The organism is Ideonella alba (assembly GCF_018069845.1).
Classification (GTDB): Bacteria; Pseudomonadota; Gammaproteobacteria; order Burkholderiales; family Burkholderiaceae_C; genus Ideonella; species Ideonella alba.
Map to the genome: position 1 here is coordinate 346,104 of NZ_JAGQDD010000002.1, position 17,787 is coordinate 363,890.

13 protein-coding genes are annotated in these 17,787 nt (G+C 72.1%); 5 read left to right on the forward strand and 8 right to left on the reverse strand.

The window, feature by feature from the left end:
• Positions 1-4: 4 nt before the first annotated feature.
• Genes ureC through KAK03_RS05295 form a run of 3 tightly spaced genes read right to left on the reverse strand, consistent with a single transcriptional unit; the run spans position 5 to position 2,383 of the window.
• A complete protein-coding gene (gene ureC, locus KAK03_RS05285) occupies positions 5-1,744 on the reverse strand; it encodes an urease subunit alpha (protein WP_210852134.1) in 1,740 nt (579 codons plus the stop codon).
• Entirely contained in the window at positions 1,744-2,049 is a 306-nt protein-coding gene (locus KAK03_RS05290) for an urease subunit beta (protein WP_210852135.1), read from the reverse strand. Before KAK03_RS05290 ends, ureC begins: the two co-directional genes overlap by 1 nt.
• A gap of 31 nt (positions 2,050-2,080) precedes the next feature.
• Positions 2,081-2,383 (reverse strand): urease subunit gamma, encoded by a 303-nt coding sequence (locus KAK03_RS05295; protein WP_210852136.1) that lies wholly within the window; start codon positions 2,381-2,383, stop codon positions 2,081-2,083.
• Between the two features lie 105 nt (positions 2,384-2,488).
• Here KAK03_RS05295 and KAK03_RS05300 point away from each other — a divergent pair, with 105 nt between their 5' ends.
• Positions 2,489-5,872: an ATP-binding protein gene (locus tag KAK03_RS05300; RefSeq protein WP_210852137.1), complete on the forward strand. Its 3,384-nt coding sequence runs from the start codon at positions 2,489-2,491 to the stop codon at positions 5,870-5,872.
• On the forward strand, positions 5,856-6,827 hold the full coding sequence (locus tag KAK03_RS05305) for a response regulator transcription factor (protein WP_210852138.1): 972 nt from the start codon (positions 5,856-5,858) through the stop codon (positions 6,825-6,827). Before KAK03_RS05300 ends, KAK03_RS05305 begins: the two co-directional genes overlap by 17 nt.
• 63 nt (positions 6,828-6,890) lie before the next feature.
• Here the strand turns inward: KAK03_RS05305 and KAK03_RS05310 are convergent, their stop codons facing one another.
• Entirely contained in the window at positions 6,891-7,460 is a 570-nt protein-coding gene (locus KAK03_RS05310; protein ID WP_210852139.1) for a metal-independent carbonic anhydrase family protein, read from the reverse strand.
• A 178-nt stretch (positions 7,461-7,638) separates the two neighbouring features.
• Between KAK03_RS05310 and KAK03_RS05315 the strand changes: the two genes are divergently transcribed.
• From KAK03_RS05315 to KAK03_RS05325, 3 genes are all read left to right on the forward strand, one after another.
• The gene (locus tag KAK03_RS05315) at positions 7,639-9,264 is read left to right on the forward strand and encodes a sensor histidine kinase (RefSeq protein ID WP_210852140.1); all 1,626 of its coding nucleotides are present in this window, start codon (positions 7,639-7,641) and stop codon (positions 9,262-9,264) included.
• The gene (locus KAK03_RS05320; protein ID WP_210852141.1) at positions 9,261-9,977 is read left to right on the forward strand and encodes a response regulator transcription factor; all 717 of its coding nucleotides are present in this window, start codon (positions 9,261-9,263) and stop codon (positions 9,975-9,977) included. The genes KAK03_RS05315 and KAK03_RS05320 overlap by 4 nt, the downstream gene beginning before the upstream one ends.
• 274 nt (positions 9,978-10,251) lie before the next feature.
• Positions 10,252-13,503 (forward strand): ATP-binding protein, encoded by a 3,252-nt coding sequence (locus KAK03_RS05325; protein ID WP_210852142.1) that lies wholly within the window; start codon positions 10,252-10,254, stop codon positions 13,501-13,503.
• A 19-nt stretch (positions 13,504-13,522) separates the two neighbouring features.
• Here KAK03_RS05325 and KAK03_RS05330 read toward each other — a convergent pair whose 3' ends face one another.
• From KAK03_RS05330 to KAK03_RS05345, 4 genes are read right to left on the reverse strand one after another with little or no spacing between them, the layout of a single operon-like run.
• Entirely contained in the window at positions 13,523-15,700 is a 2,178-nt protein-coding gene (locus tag KAK03_RS05330; RefSeq protein ID WP_310738481.1) for a M3 family metallopeptidase, read from the reverse strand.
• Positions 15,697-16,383: an SDR family oxidoreductase gene (locus KAK03_RS05335; RefSeq protein WP_210852143.1), complete on the reverse strand. Its 687-nt coding sequence runs from the start codon at positions 16,381-16,383 to the stop codon at positions 15,697-15,699. The genes KAK03_RS05330 and KAK03_RS05335 overlap by 4 nt, the downstream gene beginning before the upstream one ends.
• Positions 16,384-16,390: 7 nt before the next feature.
• Entirely contained in the window at positions 16,391-16,735 is a 345-nt protein-coding gene (locus tag KAK03_RS05340) for a hypothetical protein (RefSeq protein ID WP_210852144.1), read from the reverse strand.
• Positions 16,736-16,751: 16 nt separating this feature from the next.
• Positions 16,752-17,732 (reverse strand): MerR family transcriptional regulator, encoded by a 981-nt coding sequence (locus tag KAK03_RS05345; RefSeq protein WP_210852145.1) that lies wholly within the window; start codon positions 17,730-17,732, stop codon positions 16,752-16,754.
• Positions 17,733-17,787: the final 55 nt, after the last annotated feature.

The following is a 17,787-nucleotide window of genomic DNA, read 5'->3' on the forward strand; positions in this document are numbered from 1 at the left end:
CGGATCAGAAGAGGAAGTAGCGCTGCGCCATCGGCAGCTCGGTGGCGGGCTCGCAGGTCAGCAACTGGCCGTCGGCGCGCACCGCATAGGTCTGCGGGTCGATCGCCATGCTGGGCAGGTAGGCGTTGTGCACCATATCGGTCTTCTTGACCGTGCGGCAGCCACGCACCGCTGCCAGTGTGCGGCGCAGGCCCAGTGCGGCGGGGCGGCCTGCCGCCATGGCCGCCTGGCTGACGAAGCTGATCGAGCCGCGCGCCAGCGCCGCGCCGAAGGACCCGAACATCGGCCGCATGTGCACTGGCTGCGGCGTGGGGATGCTGGCGTTGGGGTCACCCATCGCCGCCGCCGCGATGAAGCCGCCCTTGAGGATCAGGCTGGGCTTGACGCCGAAGAAGGCCGGGCGCCAGAACACCAGATCGGCCCACTTGCCCACCTCGACCGAACCCACCTCGTGCGCGATGCCATGCGCCAGCGCCGGGTTGATCGTGTACTTGGCCACGTAGCGCTTGAGGCGGCCGTTGTCGTGGCGCGCGCCGTCGGCCAGGCCGGGCTCGGCCAGCGGGCCGCGCTGGACCTTCATCTTGTGCGCGGTCTGCCAGCAGCGGATGATCACCTCACCCACCCGGCCCATGGCCTGGCTGTCGGAGCTGAACATGCTGATCGCGCCCAGGTCGTGCAGGATGTCCTCGGCGGCGATGGTCTCGCGGCGGATGCGGCTCTCGGCGAAGGCCAGGTCCTCGGCGATGCTGGCGTCCAGGTGGTGGCACACCATCAGCATGTCCAGGTGCTCGTCGATGGTGTTGATGGTGAAGGGCCGCGTGGGGTTGGTGGACGAGGGCAGCACATTGGCCTCGCCCACCACGCGCATGATGTCGGGCGCATGGCCGCCGCCGGCGCCTTCGGTGTGGAAGCTGTGGATCGTGCGGCCCTTGAAGGCGGCGATCGTGTCTTCCACGAAGCCGCTCTCGTTGAGCGTGTCGGTGTGGATGGCCACCTGCGTGTCGGTCTCTTCGGCCACGCTCAGGCAGCAGTCGATCGCGGCGGGCGTGGTGCCCCAGTCCTCGTGCAGCTTCAGGCCGATCGCGCCGGCGGCGATCTGCTGGCGCAGGGCCTCGGGGCGGCTGGCGTTGCCCTTGCCCAGGAAGCCCAGGTTCATCGGGAAGGCCTCGGCCGACAGCAGCATGCGCTCGATGTTCTCGGGGCCGGGCGTGCAGGTGGTGGCGAAGGTGCCGGTGGCCGGGCCGGTGCCGCCGCCGATCATCGTGGTCACACCGCTCATCAGCGCTTCTTCGATCTGCTGCGGGCAGATGAAATGGATGTGGGTGTCGATGCCACCGGCGGTGACGATCATGCCCTCGCCGGCGATGATCTCGGTGCCCGGGCCGATGACGATGTCCACCCCGGGCTGCACGTCGGGGTTGCCGGCCTTGCCGATCGCGGCGATGCGGCTGCCCTTGATGCCGATGTCGGCCTTGACGATGCCCCAGTGGTCGAGGATGACGGCATTGGTGATGACGCAGTCCATGGCCTCGCCAGCCCCGGGGCCGTTGATGCGCTGGCCCTGGCCCATGCCGTCGCGCACGGTCTTGCCGCCGCCGAACTTGACCTCTTCGCCGTAGCCGCCGGCGCGCAGCGTCAGGTCCTGCTCCACCTCCAGCACCAGCGCGGTGTCGGCCAGGCGCAGGCGGTCGCCCACGGTGGGGCCGAAGATCTCGGCATAGGCGCGCTTGTCCATCTTTGCCATCACAGCGCTCCCTGCACCAGGCCGCGAAAGCCCCAGACCGCGCGGTCGCCCGCGTAGTCCACCAGTTCCACCGTGCGCTGCTGGCCCGGCTCGAAGCGCACCGCGGTGCCGCTGGCGATGTTCAGCCGCATGCCGTGGGCCGCCGCGCGGTCGAAACGCAGGGCGCCGTTGGTCTCGGCGAAGTGGTAGTGCGAGCCCACCTGGATCGGGCGGTCGCCGGCGTTCTCGACCACCAGCGTCAGCGTGCGGCGGCCGGGGTTGAGGTCGATCTCGCCGGGATCGGTCAGCAGTTCACCTGGAATCATTCGGGGGCTCCGTGGCACCTTTGTGGTGCGTTCAGGCAATGGGTTGGTGCACCGTCACCAGCTTGGTGCCATCGGGGAAGGTGGCCTCGACCTGGATCTCGGGGATCATCTCGGGCACGCCGTCCATCACCTGGCTGCGGCCGAGCACGGTCTTGCCGGCGCTCATCAGCTCGGCCACGGTACGGCCGTCGCGCGCGCCTTCCAGGATGGCGGCGGTGATCAGCGCCACGGCCTCGGGGTAGTTGAGCTTCAGCCCGCGGGCCAGCCGGCGCTCGGCCAGCAGCGCGGCGGTGAAGATCAGCAGCTTGTCCTTCTCGCGGGGGGTGAGGTCCATGGTGTGAGGCAGCAGGGCAACAGGGCCGATTCCAGCAAGGCCGATGCCATCTGTCCAGCACCTGGGCCAGGCTGGTGCGTTTCTTGATGGCATTCGGGGCTTGCCATGGATGCCGCCTCCCCACCCATCACCCCCCGTCCGCAGCAGGTCATCCCGATCCGCCGCGACTACAACGCCTGGGTGGCCAGCGAGACGCTGGAGGACTACGCGCTGCGCTTCACGCCGCGCTCGTTCCGCAAATGGAGCACCTGGCGGGTGGCCAACACCGCCTTCGGTGCCGCCTCCTTCCTGGTGCTCGAAGCGGTGGGCGCCACGCTGCTGGTGCAGCACGGCTTCGTCAACGCCTTCTGGGCCATCCTGGCCACCGGCCTGGCGATCTTCCTGGCCGGCTGGCCGATCAGCGTCTATGCCGCGCGCCATGGCGTGGACATGGACCTGCTGACGCGCGGCGCCGGCTTCGGCTACCTGGGCTCGACGATCACCTCGCTGATCTACGCCAGCTTCACCTTCATTTTTTTCGCCCTCGAGGCGGCGATCATGGCCTACGCGCTGGAGCTGGTGGCCGACATCCCGCCGGCCTGGGGCTATCTGCTCTGCGCACTGGTGGTGATCCCGCTGGTGGCCTATGGCGTGACGGCGCTGTCACGCCTGCAGGTGTGGACGCAGCCGCTGTGGCTGGCGATGCTGGTGCTGCCCTATGTGGCGGTGTTCCAGGCGCATCCCGACTGGTGGCAGGGCCTGCAGGGCTTCGCCGGCCAGTCCGGCAGCGCGGGCTTCGACCTGCTGGCCTTTGGCGCTGCCACCACGGTGGGCATGGCCCTGATCACGCAGATGGGCGAGCAGGTCGACTACCTGCGCTTCATGCCCGAGCCCCGGCCGGGCCAGCGCGTGCGCTGGTGGCTGGCGGTGGCGGCCGGCGGGCCGGGCTGGGTGATCCCGGGCGTGCTGAAGATGCTGGGCGGCGCGCTGCTGGCCTGGCTGGCGCTGCAGCAGATGGTGCCGCCCGACCGCGCGGTCGATCCCAACCAGATGTACCTGCTGGCCTGGGAGCAGGTGCTGGGTCATTACCACTGGGCGGTGGCGGCCACCGCGGTGTTCGTGGTGGTGTCGCAGCTGAAGATCAATGTGACCAACGCCTATGCCGGCTCGCTGGCCTGGTCCAACTTCTTCTCGCGCGCCACCCACAGCCACCCGGGGCGGGTGGTGTGGATGGTGTTCAACCTGCTGATCGCACTGATGCTGATGGAGCTCAGCGTGTTCCAGGCGCTGGAGCGCGTGCTGGGCCTGTTCGCCAACCTGGCGATCAGCTGGCTGATGGCGGTGGTGGCCGACCTGGTCATCAACAAGCCGCTGGGCTGGAGCCCCAAGGGCATCGAGTTCCGCCGCGCGTACCTGCACGACATCAACCCGGTGGGCGTGGGCGCGATGGGCCTGGCCTCGGTGCTGTCGATGGCGGCGCACCTGGGCGCCTTCGGGCCGATGGCGCAGGCCTTCTCGGCGCTGGTGGCGGCGGTCACCGCCTTCTGCGCGGCACCGGTCATCGCCTGGGCGACGCGCGGGCGCTACTACCTGGCGCGCGACCCGGCCGCCGATGGCGGGCGCTACCTGGGCGCCGCGCTGCACCGCTGCCTGGTCTGCGAGCGCGAGTACGAGGCCGACGACATGGCCGGCTGCCCCGCCTACGGTGGATCGATCTGCTCGCTGTGCTGCACGCTCGATGCACGCTGCCAGGACCGCTGCAAGCCCACGCCGCGCATCAGCGACGCGGTCTGGGGCCGCTGGCGCGGTGCCCTGCGCCGCCTGCTGCCGCGCACCTGGGCCGGCCAGGTCGACACCGGGCTGGGCCAGTACCTGCTGATGATGGCCGTGCTGGTGCCGCTGCTGGGCGGCCTGGCGGCGCTGCTGGTGCGCCTGGCGCGCTCCGGGCAGGACGGCTATTGGCAGGTCTTCGCGACCATGCTGCTGCTGGCCGCGGTGGTGGCCTGGTGGCTGGTGCTGGCGCAGCGCAGCCGCGCCGTGGCCCAGGAGGAGACCGAACGCCAGACCGAGGCCCTGGTGCGCGAGATCGACTCGCACCACCAGACCGACCTGGCCCTGCAGGCCGCCAAGCGCCAGGCCGAGGCCGCCAACCAGGCCAAGACGCGCTACATCACCGCGGTGAGCCATGAACTGCGCACGCCGCTCAACAGCATCCTCGGCTACGCCCAGCTGCTGGGCGACGACCCGACCATCCCGGCGCAGCGCCGCCCCGCGGTGGAGGTGATCCGCCGCGGCGGCGAGCACCTGCTGGGCCTGATCGAGGGCACGCTGGACATTGCCCGCATCGAGAGCGGCAAGCTGGCGCTGGACGTGCGCCCGATGCGCCTGCGCGAGGCCATCCGCGAGCTGGCCACGCTGTTCGAGCAGCAGGCGCAGGCCAAGGGCATCGGCTTTGCCGTCATCGGCGTCGATGCCCTGCCGGAGGCCGTGCGCGCCGACGAGCGCCGGCTGCGCCAGATCCTGATCAACCTGCTGGGCAACGCGGTGAAGTTCACCCGCCGCGGACAGGTCACGCTGCGCGCCGCCTACAGCGGCCAGATGGCCCGCTTCGAAGTGGTGGACACCGGCCCCGGCATGGACAGTGCCGAGGTGGCCCGCGTCTTCGAGCCCTTCGAGCGCGGCAGCGCCGCGGGTGGCAGCGCGGCCGGCGGCACCGGCCTGGGCTTGACGATCAGCCGCATGCTGACCGGCCTGATGGGCGGCGAGCTGACCCTGGACAGCACGCCCGGCCAGGGCAGCACCTTCCGCCTGAAGCTCTTCCTGCCCGAGGTGGCCGGCGCCCACAGCGCACCGGCGGGCCGCATCCGCCATGCCGGCTATGCCGGGCCGCGCCGCACGCTGCTGGTGGTCGACAACGAGGAGGCGGACCGCCAGCTGCTGGCCGACCTGCTGCAGCCGCTGGGCTTCACGATCGAGGCGGCCGGCAGCGGCGAAGAAGCGCTCGCCCGCCTGGCCACGCTGAAGCCCGACGCCATCTTCATGGACCTGGCGATGCCCGGCATCGACGGCTGGGAGACCATCCGCCGCCTGCGCGCCCAGGGCCTGAGCCGGGCGCCGCTGGCGGTGGTGTCGGCCAACGCCTTCGACCGGGCGCTGGACCACGACGTGGACCTGCCGCCCGAGGACTTCCTGGTCAAGCCGGTGCGCCTGGACGACCTGCTGGCCTGGCTGGAGCGGCGCCTGCAGCTGCAATGGATCGATGCGCCGCCGCCGGCCGCCGCACCGGCACCCTTGCCCGAGACACCGCCGCCCGCCGCCGCCCTGCAGCGCCTGAACGAACTGGTCGGCCTGGGCTACCTGCGCGGCATCATGCAGGAGCTTGACCGCCTGGAGGCGGCCCATGCCGACAGTGCCGCATTCATCGCCCGGCTGCGCGCGATGGCGCGTGGCTTCCAGCTCGATGCGCTGGCCGACACCCTGAGGAAAGCCCTGGATGAGCCCGCCGCCTGAGTCGCCCCCCGGGTTCCTGCTCGACGCCGGTGATGCCGACGTCGTGCTGGTGGTCGACGACGTGCCCGACAACCTGGCCGTGTTGCATGACGCGCTGGACGAATCCGGCTACACCGTGCTGGTCGCCACCCATGGCGAGGCGGCGCTGGAGCGGGCGCGCCAGGCCCGGCCGCACCTGGTGCTGCTGGACGCGGTGATGCCCGGCATGGACGGCTTCGAGGTGGCCCGCCGCCTGAAGGCCGACCCCGCCACCGCCGCCATCCCGATCGTCTTCATGACCGGCCTGACCGATGCCGAGCATGTGGTGCAGGCCTTCGCGGCCGGCGGCATCGACTACGTGACCAAGCCGCTGCGCCCGCGCGAGGTGCTGGCGCGCATCGCCGCCCATCTGCGCGCTGCCCGCGCCCAGGCCCAGGCGCGCAACGCGCTGGACGCCTTCGGCCATGCCACCCTGGTGCTGCGCCAGCGCGATGGCCGCCGCCTGTGGCAGACCGCGCTGGCGCGGCAGCTGCTGCGCGAGCATTTCCCCGAGGTGCCTGACGAGCAGTTGCCCGCGCCGCTGCTGGCCTGGGTGCAGGAGGTGGCGCCCGAGGCCGCCAGCGCGGCCCCCACCCGCCAGTTGCAGACGCCGCGCGGCCGCCTGACGCTGGCCCTGCACCCGATGGGCGAGGACGACGGTGCGCCCAGCGCCGATGGCGAGTGGCTGCTGGTGCTGCGCGAGGCCAGCGAGGCGGCGCTGATGCTGGCACTGGCCCAGGCCTTTCCGCAACTCACCGCGCGCGAGCGCGAAGTGCTGTACTGGGTGGTGCAGGGCAAGACCAACCGCGACATCGGCGACATCCTCGGCACCAGCCCGCGCACCGTGCACAAGCACCTGGAGCATGTGTTCGAGAAGCTGGGCGTGGAAACACGCACGGCGGCGGCCGGCGTGGTCATGGCCCGGATGGGGCGCTGAGTCACCGTTGCGGCGGACAGGGCCCGCCGCAGCGGTTTCTCAAGGCCCCTGCGGCAGGTCTGTTCAGGTGCCGGCGTATTCCAGCGACGAGTGATGCACCACGATGCGCAGCCGGCCGGTGTCGTCCTTGACGAACTTCCAGGTCTTGTCGACGGTGGTGACCTGGCCCTTCTTGTTGGTGAGGTGCACCTTGCCCATCGTGGTGGCACTGTCGCCGGCGATGAAGATGCCGGCGTTGGCCACCTCGCAGCGGGTCCAGCCCTTCAGCGCAAAACCGCTGTCCTTGGGGAAGGCGGGGTCGCCGCCGACGAAGTAGGCCAGCGCGCCGGCGCGCGTGGTGCGGAAGGTCTGTGGTGCGGTCGTCAGTGTCGGCTTGAACAGCACCGCGCCCATCTGGTAGCCGTAGGCCGTGTCGATGACCTTTTCGGCCAGGGCTTTGGCCGCGGGCTGACCGCCGCTGTCGTTGGCCGCGCTGATGCCGGTCAGCGCCTGGCACCAGGCCTGCTGAGCCGCGATGACCTCCGATTCGGCGATCGCCTGGTTGACGACGCTGACGTTGGCGTGTGCCGCGCCGGCCAGGGCCAGGGTGGCGATCAGGGCGGTGGGACGGCAGCGGTGAAAGGGTGTGTGCATGCTTGTTTCCTCGATGTGGTGTGCCGCCACAGCGATGGCTGAACTAGGTGGCGACTCCATGGATTGCAGCAAGCCGACTTGAACCCGTCCTGAAGTGCGCATGAGCAGCGTCTGTCTGGCGCATGAACAGCAGATGAACAAGCCGACGCCGGGCCGTGGCGCGGCCACAATCGGCGCCATGTTTCGTCGACGACTCACGCTGGTCCTGGTGCTGTTCGCCTCGGTAGTGGCCCTGGCGGCGGTTCTGGCCGCCGCATCTCTGGTGGTGACCGAGCGGCAGGTGCTGCGGGGGCGGGTGGCCAGCGACATCGCCACGGGCTTCATCCAGCTCTCGGCACAGAAGCAGCGGCTGAGGACCTGGGTGGCGCAGGTGCAGCAGGGCGCCAACGCCGACCTGGGCATGCGCAGCGAACTGCTGGCCGCCATGCAGGGCACCTTGCAGCGCTTGAAGGTGCTGGCCGCCCAGGCCGCCGATCTGGATGCCGGCCAGGACGCCCCTGCCGAGCACCGGCAGCGCCAGGACACGCTGGCGCTGCTGGACCAGAGCGTGGCCGCGCTCGACCGTGCCGTGCGCGATGTCCAGCCGCTGGCCAAAGGCGTCGACGCCGACCAGGCCTGGCGCGAGCTCTCGCGGGTGTTCGACCTGGTGGAGGGCCATGACATCCGGCGGCTGATCGCCGAGAGCATCGTGCGCGAAGCGGCCGCGGTGCAGCGCGAGCGGGTGGCCGCCGACAGCACGCTGGCCTGGGTTCGCTGGCTCTGGCTGGCCTCGGCCGCCATGCTGGCAGCCGGCGCGGTGAGCGCCGCCATCCACTTCGGCCGGGCCTTGCGCCGGCCCCTGGAGCAGCTCAGCGACGGTGCCCGTGCGCTGCAGCAAGGCCAGCTCAGCCACCGCATTCCCGAGTCGGGCGATGACGAGTTCTCCGAGGTGGCACGCAGCGTGAACGCCCTGGCAGCCGAGCTGGAACAGCACCGCGCACGCGAGTCGGCGGACCGCCAGCGCCTGGAGGAGCTGGTGGCCGCGCGCACGCGCGAGCTGGCCGAGGCGCTGGGCTCCCTGCGCCAGGCCGACAGCCAGCGCCGACGGCTCTTCGCCGACATCAGCCATGAGTTGCGCACACCCACCACGGCCATTCGTGGCGAGGCCGAGATCACGCTGCGGGGCGTGGACAAGCCCCCAGCCGAGTACAAGGATGCGCTGGCGCGGATCGTCGTCACGGCCCGCCAGCTGGGCCATGTGATCGACGATCTGCTGGCCATGGCGCGCAGCGACATCGACTCGCTGTCGCTGGTGCGCGAGCCGGTGGACATGGATGAGCTCGCCCATGAGGCGCTGGCGCAGGCGACGGCCCTGGCCCATGTGCATGACGTGGTCTTGGCCGCACCGCCAGCGCGCACGGGCCGGCACCTCGTCTCTGGTGATCCGATGCGGCTGCGCCAGCTGGTGATGGTGCTGCTGGACAACGCGCTGCGGTATGCGCGTCCCGGAGGGGAGGTCTCGCTGGACCTGCGTCATGCTGCTGGTGGCAAGGATGGGTCGGACAGTCTGGTGCTCACCGTGGCGGACCAGGGCATCGGCATTCCCGCGGACGAGCTGCCGCGGGTCTTCGACCGGCACTTTCGCGGCGCCGAGGCGCGGCGTCGCAGTCCGGACGGCAGCGGGCTCGGTCTGAACATCGCGCGGCAGCTGGCGCAGGCCCATGGCGGCCGGCTCGAGTTGCGAAGCACAGAAGGCGTGGGCACGCGCGCGATCGTGACGCTGCCCCTGCTGGACGCCGCCGATCTGGGGGCGGCCGTGGCATGAACATCCTGGTGATCGAGGACGATCCGCGCATCGCCGATTTCCTCTGCCGCGGCTTGCGCGCCGAAGGTCACCGGGTCAGCGCGTTCAACCAGGGCCCGCAGGGCCTGGAGGCGGCCCGGCAGGCGGGCCGGGACACGCAGGCGCCCGACGGCGCACCGACCCTGTTGGTGCTGGACCTGATGCTGCCAGGCATGAGCGGACTGGAGATCTGCCAGACCCTGCGCGCCGAGGGCATCCGGCTGCCCATCTTGATGCTGTCGGCGCTGGGCTCGGTGGAGGACCGGGTGGCCGGCCTGCGACTCGGTGCCGACGACTACCTGCCCAAACCCTTCGATTTCGAGGAGCTGCTGGCGCGACTGGAATCGCTGGCCCGTCGGAGTCGGGATGTGCAGCGTGCGACGGCGAACCAACTGGTCGTCGATGACCTGGTCTTCGACCGCGAGCGGATGCAGGCCAGCCGCGCCGGCCGCCCGCTGGCGCTGACCGCCAAGGAGCTCGCGCTGCTGGAGCTGATGATGAGCGCGCCGGGCCGGCTCCTCAGCCGTGAACGCATCCTGGCCAATGTGTGGGGCAACAGTGAGGACCCGTTGACCAACATCGTCGATGTCTACATCCGCCGGCTGCGCGCCAAGATCGACGCGGGCGCTGCGCGACCGCTGATCCACACCGTCCGTGGACTCGGTTACCGGATGGAGGTGCCCTCGGAGGGTTGAGGCGGGGTCGCTGGGCGCGCTGCGTCGCGGCGCCACGTCCCACTGCGCAGCACGGGCCTCTTCGGAAAGTCCGATCGGTGTGCAAAGGCGCACGGTCGCAGGCGCCGCGTGCGGTGCGGCCTGGGCGCCGGCCGCGCGTCGATCGGTAACATTTCGGTAACAGGTCGCCGGACAATTGGTAACACTCCGAGCGCGGACAGGGTGTGATGTCGTTACCGCGCGTGTGCCCATGACCGCTCCCGCTGACCCTTCTCCGATCCGACTGCGCCTTGGCGTGCAACCCTCGCTGGTGACCGTCGATGGTCAGGAGCTGGCGCTCTCGCGCAAGGATGCCGCCTTGCTGGCGCTGCTGGCGGTGGAAGGCGCCTGTGCCAAGGACCACGTGGCCGCGATGCTGTGGCCCGACGCCGACAGCCGCCGCTCACGCCTGAGCCTGCGCCAGCGGCGCTTTCGCCTCGCCCGTGCGGCCGGCGTGCCGGTGGTGGTGGGCGAGGACACGCTGCGGCTCAACAGCGCGGTGATCTCGCCGCTGCAGGTCGGGGGTGAACCCGGCGACGAGCCACCCGAGACCGAGCTGCTGGGCAGCCAGCCCTTCGACGACTGCCCTGACTTCCTGCGCTGGCTGCAGGGCGCGCGACCCGCCTGGCGCCGCCGCATCACCGCCCGGCTCGAGCAGCACGCCGACCAGCTCGAGGCCGAGGGCCGCCTGGTCGAGGCGCTGGCCCTGGCGCGCCGCCTGGCCGAAGACGAGCCGCTGTCCGACCGCGCGCACCGCCGCCTGATCTGGCTGCTCTACCTGCAGGGCGACCTGGGCCGCGCACTAGGCGAGTACAAGGCCTTCTGCGACCGCCTGGCCGAAGAACTGGGCGAGTTGCCCGACGACGCCACGGGTGAGCTGGTGGCCCGCATCCGCCTGGGCGAGTTCAGCGACGCGGCAGCCCGCACCACGCCCGGCGATCAGCCCTGGCGACCGCCCTTCGTGGGCCGCGACGCCGAGATGGCCGCGCTGCAGCAGGCCTGGGTCGAGCGCCGGCCGATGCTGGTCGAGGGGATGCCGGGCATTGGCAAGACGCGGCTGATCGGCGAGGCGCTGCGCGCCCAGCCAGCGCTGTGCTGCCTGCATGTGCCGGTGTTCGCCGGCGAGCGCCACCGGCCCCACGCGGTGCTGGCCCGGCTGCTGACCAACCTGTGGCTCGGGCCGCAGGCCCTGCGGCCCGACGGGCACCGCGCGCTGCCCGACTGGGCCCGCCGCGAACTGGCCGCGCTGCTGCCCGAGCTGCATGCGCAGGCGCCCGCCGAGGTCCGCCCGCTGGGCCTGCAGCGCGCGCTGGAATGTGCGCTGGCCCAGGCCGGCCCCGACCTGGTGGTGATCGATGACCTGCAGGAGGCGGATCAGGCCACGCTGGATCTGCTGCCGGCGCTGAGCCGTCCCGGCCTGCCGCCGTGGTGGCTGGTCTGCCGCCAGGGGGAGCGACCGGCCGAGATCGAGACCTGGCTGCAGTCATCGCCGGCGCCGCAGGTGATCGAACTGCTGCCGCTGGACCAGGCTGCCGTGGGCCAGCTGCTCGCGCATGCTTCGCCCGGGACGACCCGCGCAAGCTCGGCCGAGTCCATCCTGCGCTCCTCCGGGGGCGTGACCTTCCTGGTGGTGGAACTGATCAAGGCGATGTCCGAGGGCCGCGCGCCCGAGGACGACGGCACCCCGCAGGGCGCCGCCCACTTCATCCGCTCGCGCGAGGCCTCGCTGGAACCCACCGCGCGGCAGATGGCGCACACAGCCGCCGTGCTGCGCGCGCCCCTCACGGCCGCCGCGGCCGCCGCCATCTGGGACACGGACGTCGCGCCCTGGCAGAGCGCGCTGCGGCAGCTGGAGGCCGTCCACTGGGTGGATGCCCAGGCCCGCATGCACGATCTGGTGGCCAGCGCCCTGTACGACGCCCTGCCACTGGCCGAGCGGCGGGCGCTGCATGCGCGCCTGGCGGCCTGGATGGAGCGCGAGGGCCGACCGCCCGCCGATGCCGCGCAGCACCACGAGGCCGCCGGTCAGAACGCGCAGGCGGCGCCGCTGTTCGAACGCGCCGCCGCCGAGGCTGCGCGCGCCTGCCGCGTGGCCGAGCAGGCCCGCTTCCAGCGCAGCGCGGCCGAGGCCTGGCTGGCCTGCGGCCGCCACGACGAGTCCTTCCGGGCCTTGCGGGCCAGCGTGGATCCGCTGCTGATGGGGCTGGGCGCCGAGGTGGCCCAGCCTGTCGCTGACTTGATGCTGGCCCAGGCCCGTGGCCCGCTGCAGCATGTGCAGGCCCACATCGCGCTGGCCGAACTGGACAACCACCGCGGCCGCTATCTGGAGGCCGAGGCGCGGGTCGTCCAGGTCATGCCGATCGCGCAGTCGCTGCAGGACGCCAACGCCTGCATCCAGCTCGGGGCCCACCGCGCCTATGCGCTGGTGTCGCTGTCGCGGCTGAGCGAGGCCACCGAGATCCTGGCCCAGCTCGAACCTCTGCTGGACCAGGCCACCGCGCTGACCCGCAAGGAGTATGTGGAAGCGCAGGCCGTGGTGTGCTGGCGCTCGGGCCAACTGAGCCGCTGCGCCGACTACACCCAGACCGCGCTCGACCTGCTGCTGGCCGGCGGCCACTGGGGCAGCGCGCTGGTGCAGGCCAGCAACCTGGCCGGCATCCAGGCCCAGCGCGGCCGCTTCCGCCAGGCCGATGAGATGCTCCAAGGCAGCCTGGCCTGGCGCGAGATGCTCGGGCCGCTGGAGGGCCACACCGTGGCCGGCCTGGACACCGTCCGTGCCTGGGTCGACATCGGTCTGGGTCGGGGTGTCGAGGCCTTGGCCGTCATGCGCCGGGCGCTGGGCTTCTACGCCCGTGCCACCGAGCTGGACCGCATCGCTGCGCACGCCACCGAGACGCTGGCGCGCATCCACCTGAGCCTGGGGCAGGTGCTGGAGGCGCGCGCCGTCCATGCCCCGCTGGCCGCCGTGCAGCAGCCGGTGCAGGGCACGCGCAGCTGGCTGGTGGCGGCGGCCATCGCGTCGGCGTCCGGGGGCGATCCGCAGCCCGCGCTGGACCGGGCCGCATCGTGGGCGGCGCAGGCCAGCGACAACCGGCTGCTGTTGTTGCGCGTGGCGGCCGAGCGCCTGTGCTGTGGCGGCACGCACGCCTCGCCGGCCGATCTGGCGCAGGTCGAGCAGCAGGCCCGCGACTGCGAGCAGGACGCCCTGGCCGCCCGCGTGGCCTGGCACCACGTGGGTGTGCTGCTGACGCGGGGCGAGGCCGCGCCCGCCGCCGAGCTGGCGCTCCGGCTGCTGGATGACCCAGGCTGGGCCGAGGACATCCTGCCCTGCCACTGGCAATGGCTGGGGGCACTGGCGCTGCAGGCTGTGGCTGACCCGCAGGCGGCGGTCTGGCAGCAACAGGCGCAGACGGCGCTGGCGCGCAGCCGCGAAGGCCTGCCGCCGGCGCAGCAGCCCGCCCAGGCCTGGCCGCGCTTCGCGCACCTGGCAGGCACGCCACGGGCGTGAGCGGCGCGGGTGGGGCGTCTCAGCGCGGGTCCAGCACCAGCCCGCGCCGCTCCAGCAGCGGCTCGATGTGCGGCTCGTGGCCCACGAGCTGGCGGAACAGGTCCATCGCGTCCTCGCTGCCGCCGCGCGAGAGCAGCCTGGCGCGCAGTGCGTCGCCGTTCTCGCGCGTCAGGCCGCCACGCGCCATCAGCCAGGCCACGGTGTCGGCGTCGAGCACCTCGCTCCAGACATAGGCGTAGTAGCCGGCCGCATAGCCACCCATGATGTGGCTGAAGTACGGCGTGCGGTAGCGCGGCGGCACCACCGGCACATCCAGTCCTTCCTCCTTCAGCACGCGCGCCTCGAAGGCCATCACGTCGGCGGCCGCGGGCACCTCGCCCGCGCGCAACCGGTGCCAGCGCTGGTCCAGCACTGCCGAAGCCAGGTAGGACGTGGTCATGTAGCCCTGGTTGAAGCGCTTGGCGCGCGACACCTTCGCCAGCAACTCGGCCGGCATCGGCTCGCCGCTCTGGTGGTGCCGGGCGTAGTGGGCCAGCACGCTGGGCCAGTAGGCCCAGACCTCGTTGACCTGCGATGGGTACTCGACGAAGTCACGCGGCACGCGGTCCAGGCCGGGGTAGCGGCTGGTGTTGAACATGCCGTGCAGCGCGTGGCCGAACTCATGGAACAGCGTGTTGACCTCGTCCCAGGTCAGCAAGGTGGGTTCGCCCGCAGGCGGCTTGGGCACGTTGAGGTGGTTGGCCACCACCGGCGAGGTGCCTTCCAGTGCGTTGTACCGCACGTAGGCGTTCATCCAGGCGCCGCCGCGCTTGGTGGGCCGGGCGTAGAGGTCGGCGATGAACAACGCCAGCAGCCGGCCATCGTGGTCGAAGACGTCGTAGACCCACACATCCTCGTGGTAGACCGGCAGGTCGGTGCGGCGCCTGAAACGCAGGCCATAGAGCTGCTCGGCGGCGAAGAACACGCCGCGCTCCAGCACCTGGCGGATCTCGAGGTAGGGCCGCAGCTGGTTCTCGTCAAAGCCATAGCGGGCGGCGCGCAGCTTCTCGGCGTAGTAGGACCAGTCCCAGGCCTGCAGCGCGAAGCCCGGCCGCTGCCGCGCGGCCTGCTCCTGGTCGATCAAGGCCTGCAGCGCGGCGGCCTCCTGGCGCGCAGCGGCCACGGCGGCCGGGGTCAGCCGGCGCAGCAGCGCCTGCACGGCCTGCGGGGTGCGGGCGGTCTCGTCCTCCAGCACCTGCGAGGCGTGGTCGGGGTGTCCCAGCAGTGCCGCGCGCTCCTGGCGCAGGCTCATCACACGGGCCAGCAGCGCGGTGGTGTCGTGGGCATTGCCGCGGCTGCCGCGCGCCACCGAGGCGCGGTGCAGCCGCTCGCGCAGCGCGCGGTCATGCAAGGCCGCTTCGGCAGGCTGGATCGTGGTGTTCAACAGCGTGATCAGGTACCGGCCCGGCAGGCCGCGTTGCCGGGCGGCCTCGGCGGCAGCGGCGATCTCGCCAGGGCTCAGCCCCGCCAGCTCCTCGGCGGTGGCGACGACCAGCGCCGAGTCATTCACCTCGGCCAGCACCGCCTGGTTGAAGCGAGCGCTCAGCGTCGCCAGCTCGGCGTTGAGGGCCCGCATCCGGGCTTTCTGGGTGTCGTCCAGCAGCGCGCCGGCCCGCACCATGTCCAGGCGGACACGTTCGACCAGGCGCCGTGCCTCGGCGTTGGGCGCGGCCTCGTCGCGCCGGGCGTAGACAGCGTCGACGCGGGCAAACAGCCGCGGGTTGAGCTGGACGGCGTCACGGTGCGCCGCCAGGCGCGCGGCGTAGTCGCGTTGCAGCTGCTGGCGCGCCGGGTTGGCATCGACCCCCAGCAGGCTGAACAGCAGCGTGGTGGTGCGCGACAGCAGCCGCCCCGACCGCTCCAGCGCCACCAGCGTGTTGTCGAAGCTCGGCGCCGCGGGGTTGTCGACGATCGCCTGGATCTCGGCCAGTTGCTCGGCCATGCCGCGCTCCAGGGCTGGCGCAAAGTGCTCGTCGCGGATGCGGTCGAAGGGCGGGTACTGAAGCGGCAGCGGGCTGATGCTGAACAGCGGGTTGTCCTGCGCGGCCGCGGCGGTCGGCTGCGCCACGGTGTGTCCTGTCAGGCCCATCAGCGCCGCGGCCAGCAGCGGGCCGAGCAGGGCGCCGGCACGGCCGCGGCGGGGGCTCCCGCCGCTCACCGCGTCACCCATCCGCCGCTGACCGGGAACACCTGGCCCACGAAGCAGGCCGCGGCCTCGCTGCACAGGTAGGCGGCGAAGCGCGCGTCCTCCTCGGCGCTGACCAGGCGGCCCAGGGGCACCTCGCGCCGCAGGCGGTCCTGGAAGCGCGGGTTGGCCTGCACCTCGGGGCCGTAGTAGGTCGGGTTGGCGACGAAGTTCTGGGCGATCGCGTTCATCTGGATGCCCAGCGGGGCCAGCTCCAGCGCCACCGACTGCACGTAGGCCAGCTGGGCGCCGCGCGCGGCGCTGTAGCTGCCGGTGCGCTTCTGGCCGCGCAGCGCGGCGGCGCTGCCCATCAGCAGGATGCGTCCGCGTCCGCGCTGCACCATCTGCGGCAGCACCGCGGCCACCAGCCGGGGCATCGGGTCCACCAGGTGGGCAAAGACGTGGCGCCATTCGGCGTCGTCGATCTCGCCGGCCGGCGTGCTGGGCGCGGGCAGCGACAGGTGCAGCAGCAGCACATCGACCTGCCCGGCCTCGCGCACCAGCGCGGCCGGCAGGGCCGGGTCGTCGGCGAGCGGGCGGGGGTCGGCGATCAGCGTGGCGCCGGCGTCGCGGAAGACCTGGCTCAGCGCCGGGCCCATGAAGTCATCGGACTGCGTCAGCAGCACGCGCAGGCCGTCAAGGCGGGTGGACAGCATGGCGGCGTCAGTGCGGCGGGTGATCGGGCCCGTCGGCCGCGCGGCGGTCCATCGGGTAGGGGTCGGCCACGTAGGCCGGCCCCTTCATCACCATCACGATGAATGCGCCGATGGCCACCGTGAGCACGGCGTTCCAGTGCAGGAACAGCAGCGCCAGCACCCAGAAATCCACCTGGTCGGTGAGGTGGCTGGCTGCGCTGGCGTCCTCACCGACCAGACGCACCAGCAGCGACGGCACCAGCAGCAGCAGCGAGCCGTGGAACAGCACCTTGGGCAGCAGGCGCAGGATGCGGCGCTCCAGACCGGGCGGCGTGCGTCGGCCGCCGGGCAGGCGCTGGAAGGCATCGACCATGGGTGTCACCTCGGGGTCAGGGCAGGGGCAGACCCTCGTGGCGCGCCAGGCGCTCCAGGGCTGATTCGAACAGCGCCCGCGACGCGCCGGCCACCTGCTGCAGGTAGGCATGCAGCCGGGCGTCGGCGGTGTCGCGGTGCGCACAGGACGCACTGTAGGCCTCGAAGCTGGAGAGCTGCATCAGCAGTTCCGCCACGTGGCGGGGGCATTCGCAGGCCAGCGTCGGCGACAGGCCGGCGATGCGGGTCAGGGTGGCGTCGTCGTAGCGCCGCGCGGCCGGCGCGCTGGCGGCGGCGTCGGGCGTGGGCCCGGCGGGTTCGGTGTCATTTGCCGGCAGGCTGGCCAGCAGCGCCGCCAGCCAGCGGCCCAGGGCCGGGTCGTCCGCCGGCTCGCGCAGCGTGGCCACGCCGGCGTCGCTCAGGGCCTGCGTGGCGGCCGCGCTGGCGTAGCGGTAGACCACCGCCAGCCGCCGCGCACCGCGGGCCTGACCCAGGGCCGCCACCTCGGGCGGCAGCGTTAGCGGCAACGTGGGGGCGTGCCACAGCAGCAGGGTGGCATCCTGGCTGGCCTGCAGGGCCTGCTGCAGTGACGGGTAAACGGCCAGCGGCGGCACGCTGGGCATCAGTTGCCGGGCCACTGCCGGGCGCTGCAGGCGCGCGGCCAGCGCCGCACCCACCACCGCCAGGTGTGGCGCCGCGGCGCGGCGGCTGCCACCCGGCGCCGGCTGGGCCAGGCGCTGCAGTTCCGGCGACGGCATCGCCGCGATCGCGCTGATCGCATGGCCCTGGCTGGTCAGCTGGCGCAGCAGCAGCACACGCTGCACATCGGCCGGCGAGTACCGCCGGTGCCCCGACGGCGCCGTGGCGGGCTTCACCGCCTGGTGGCGTTGCTCCCAGATGCGCAGCGTGGCCACCGGCATGCCCGCCAGCCGGGCCACGGCGCCACTGCGCAGGCCGGCAGCGGTGTCGTCAGGGGGCGGGGGACGGCGTGGCGCCATGGGCTGGATGAGATGCGAATGAGTTGGAAAAAGCAACTCATCTGCCGCAAATATA

Excerpts from the sequence above, each read along its gene's own strand:
- ureC (WP_210852134.1), bottom strand. The coding sequence starts at position 1,744 with ATGGCAAAGATGGACAAGCGCGCCTATGCCGAGATCTTCGGCCCCACC.
- KAK03_RS05290 (WP_210852135.1), bottom strand. The coding sequence starts at position 2,049 with ATGATTCCAGGTGAACTGCTGACCGATCCCGGCGAGATCGACCTCAAC.
- KAK03_RS05295 (WP_210852136.1), bottom strand. The coding sequence starts at position 2,383 with ATGGACCTCACCCCCCGCGAGAAGGACAAGCTGCTGATCTTCACCGCC.
- KAK03_RS05300 (WP_210852137.1), top strand. The coding sequence starts at position 2,489 with ATGGATGCCGCCTCCCCACCCATCACCCCCCGTCCGCAGCAGGTCATC.
- KAK03_RS05305 (WP_210852138.1), top strand. The coding sequence starts at position 5,856 with ATGAGCCCGCCGCCTGAGTCGCCCCCCGGGTTCCTGCTCGACGCCGGT.
- KAK03_RS05310 (WP_210852139.1), bottom strand. The coding sequence starts at position 7,460 with ATGCACACACCCTTTCACCGCTGCCGTCCCACCGCCCTGATCGCCACC.
- KAK03_RS05315 (WP_210852140.1), top strand. The coding sequence starts at position 7,639 with ATGTTTCGTCGACGACTCACGCTGGTCCTGGTGCTGTTCGCCTCGGTA.
- KAK03_RS05320 (WP_210852141.1), top strand. The coding sequence starts at position 9,261 with ATGAACATCCTGGTGATCGAGGACGATCCGCGCATCGCCGATTTCCTC.
- KAK03_RS05335 (WP_210852143.1), bottom strand. The coding sequence starts at position 16,383 with ATGCTGTCCACCCGCCTTGACGGCCTGCGCGTGCTGCTGACGCAGTCC.
- KAK03_RS05340 (WP_210852144.1), bottom strand. The coding sequence starts at position 16,735 with ATGGTCGATGCCTTCCAGCGCCTGCCCGGCGGCCGACGCACGCCGCCC.
- KAK03_RS05345 (WP_210852145.1), bottom strand. The coding sequence starts at position 17,732 with ATGGCGCCACGCCGTCCCCCGCCCCCTGACGACACCGCTGCCGGCCTG.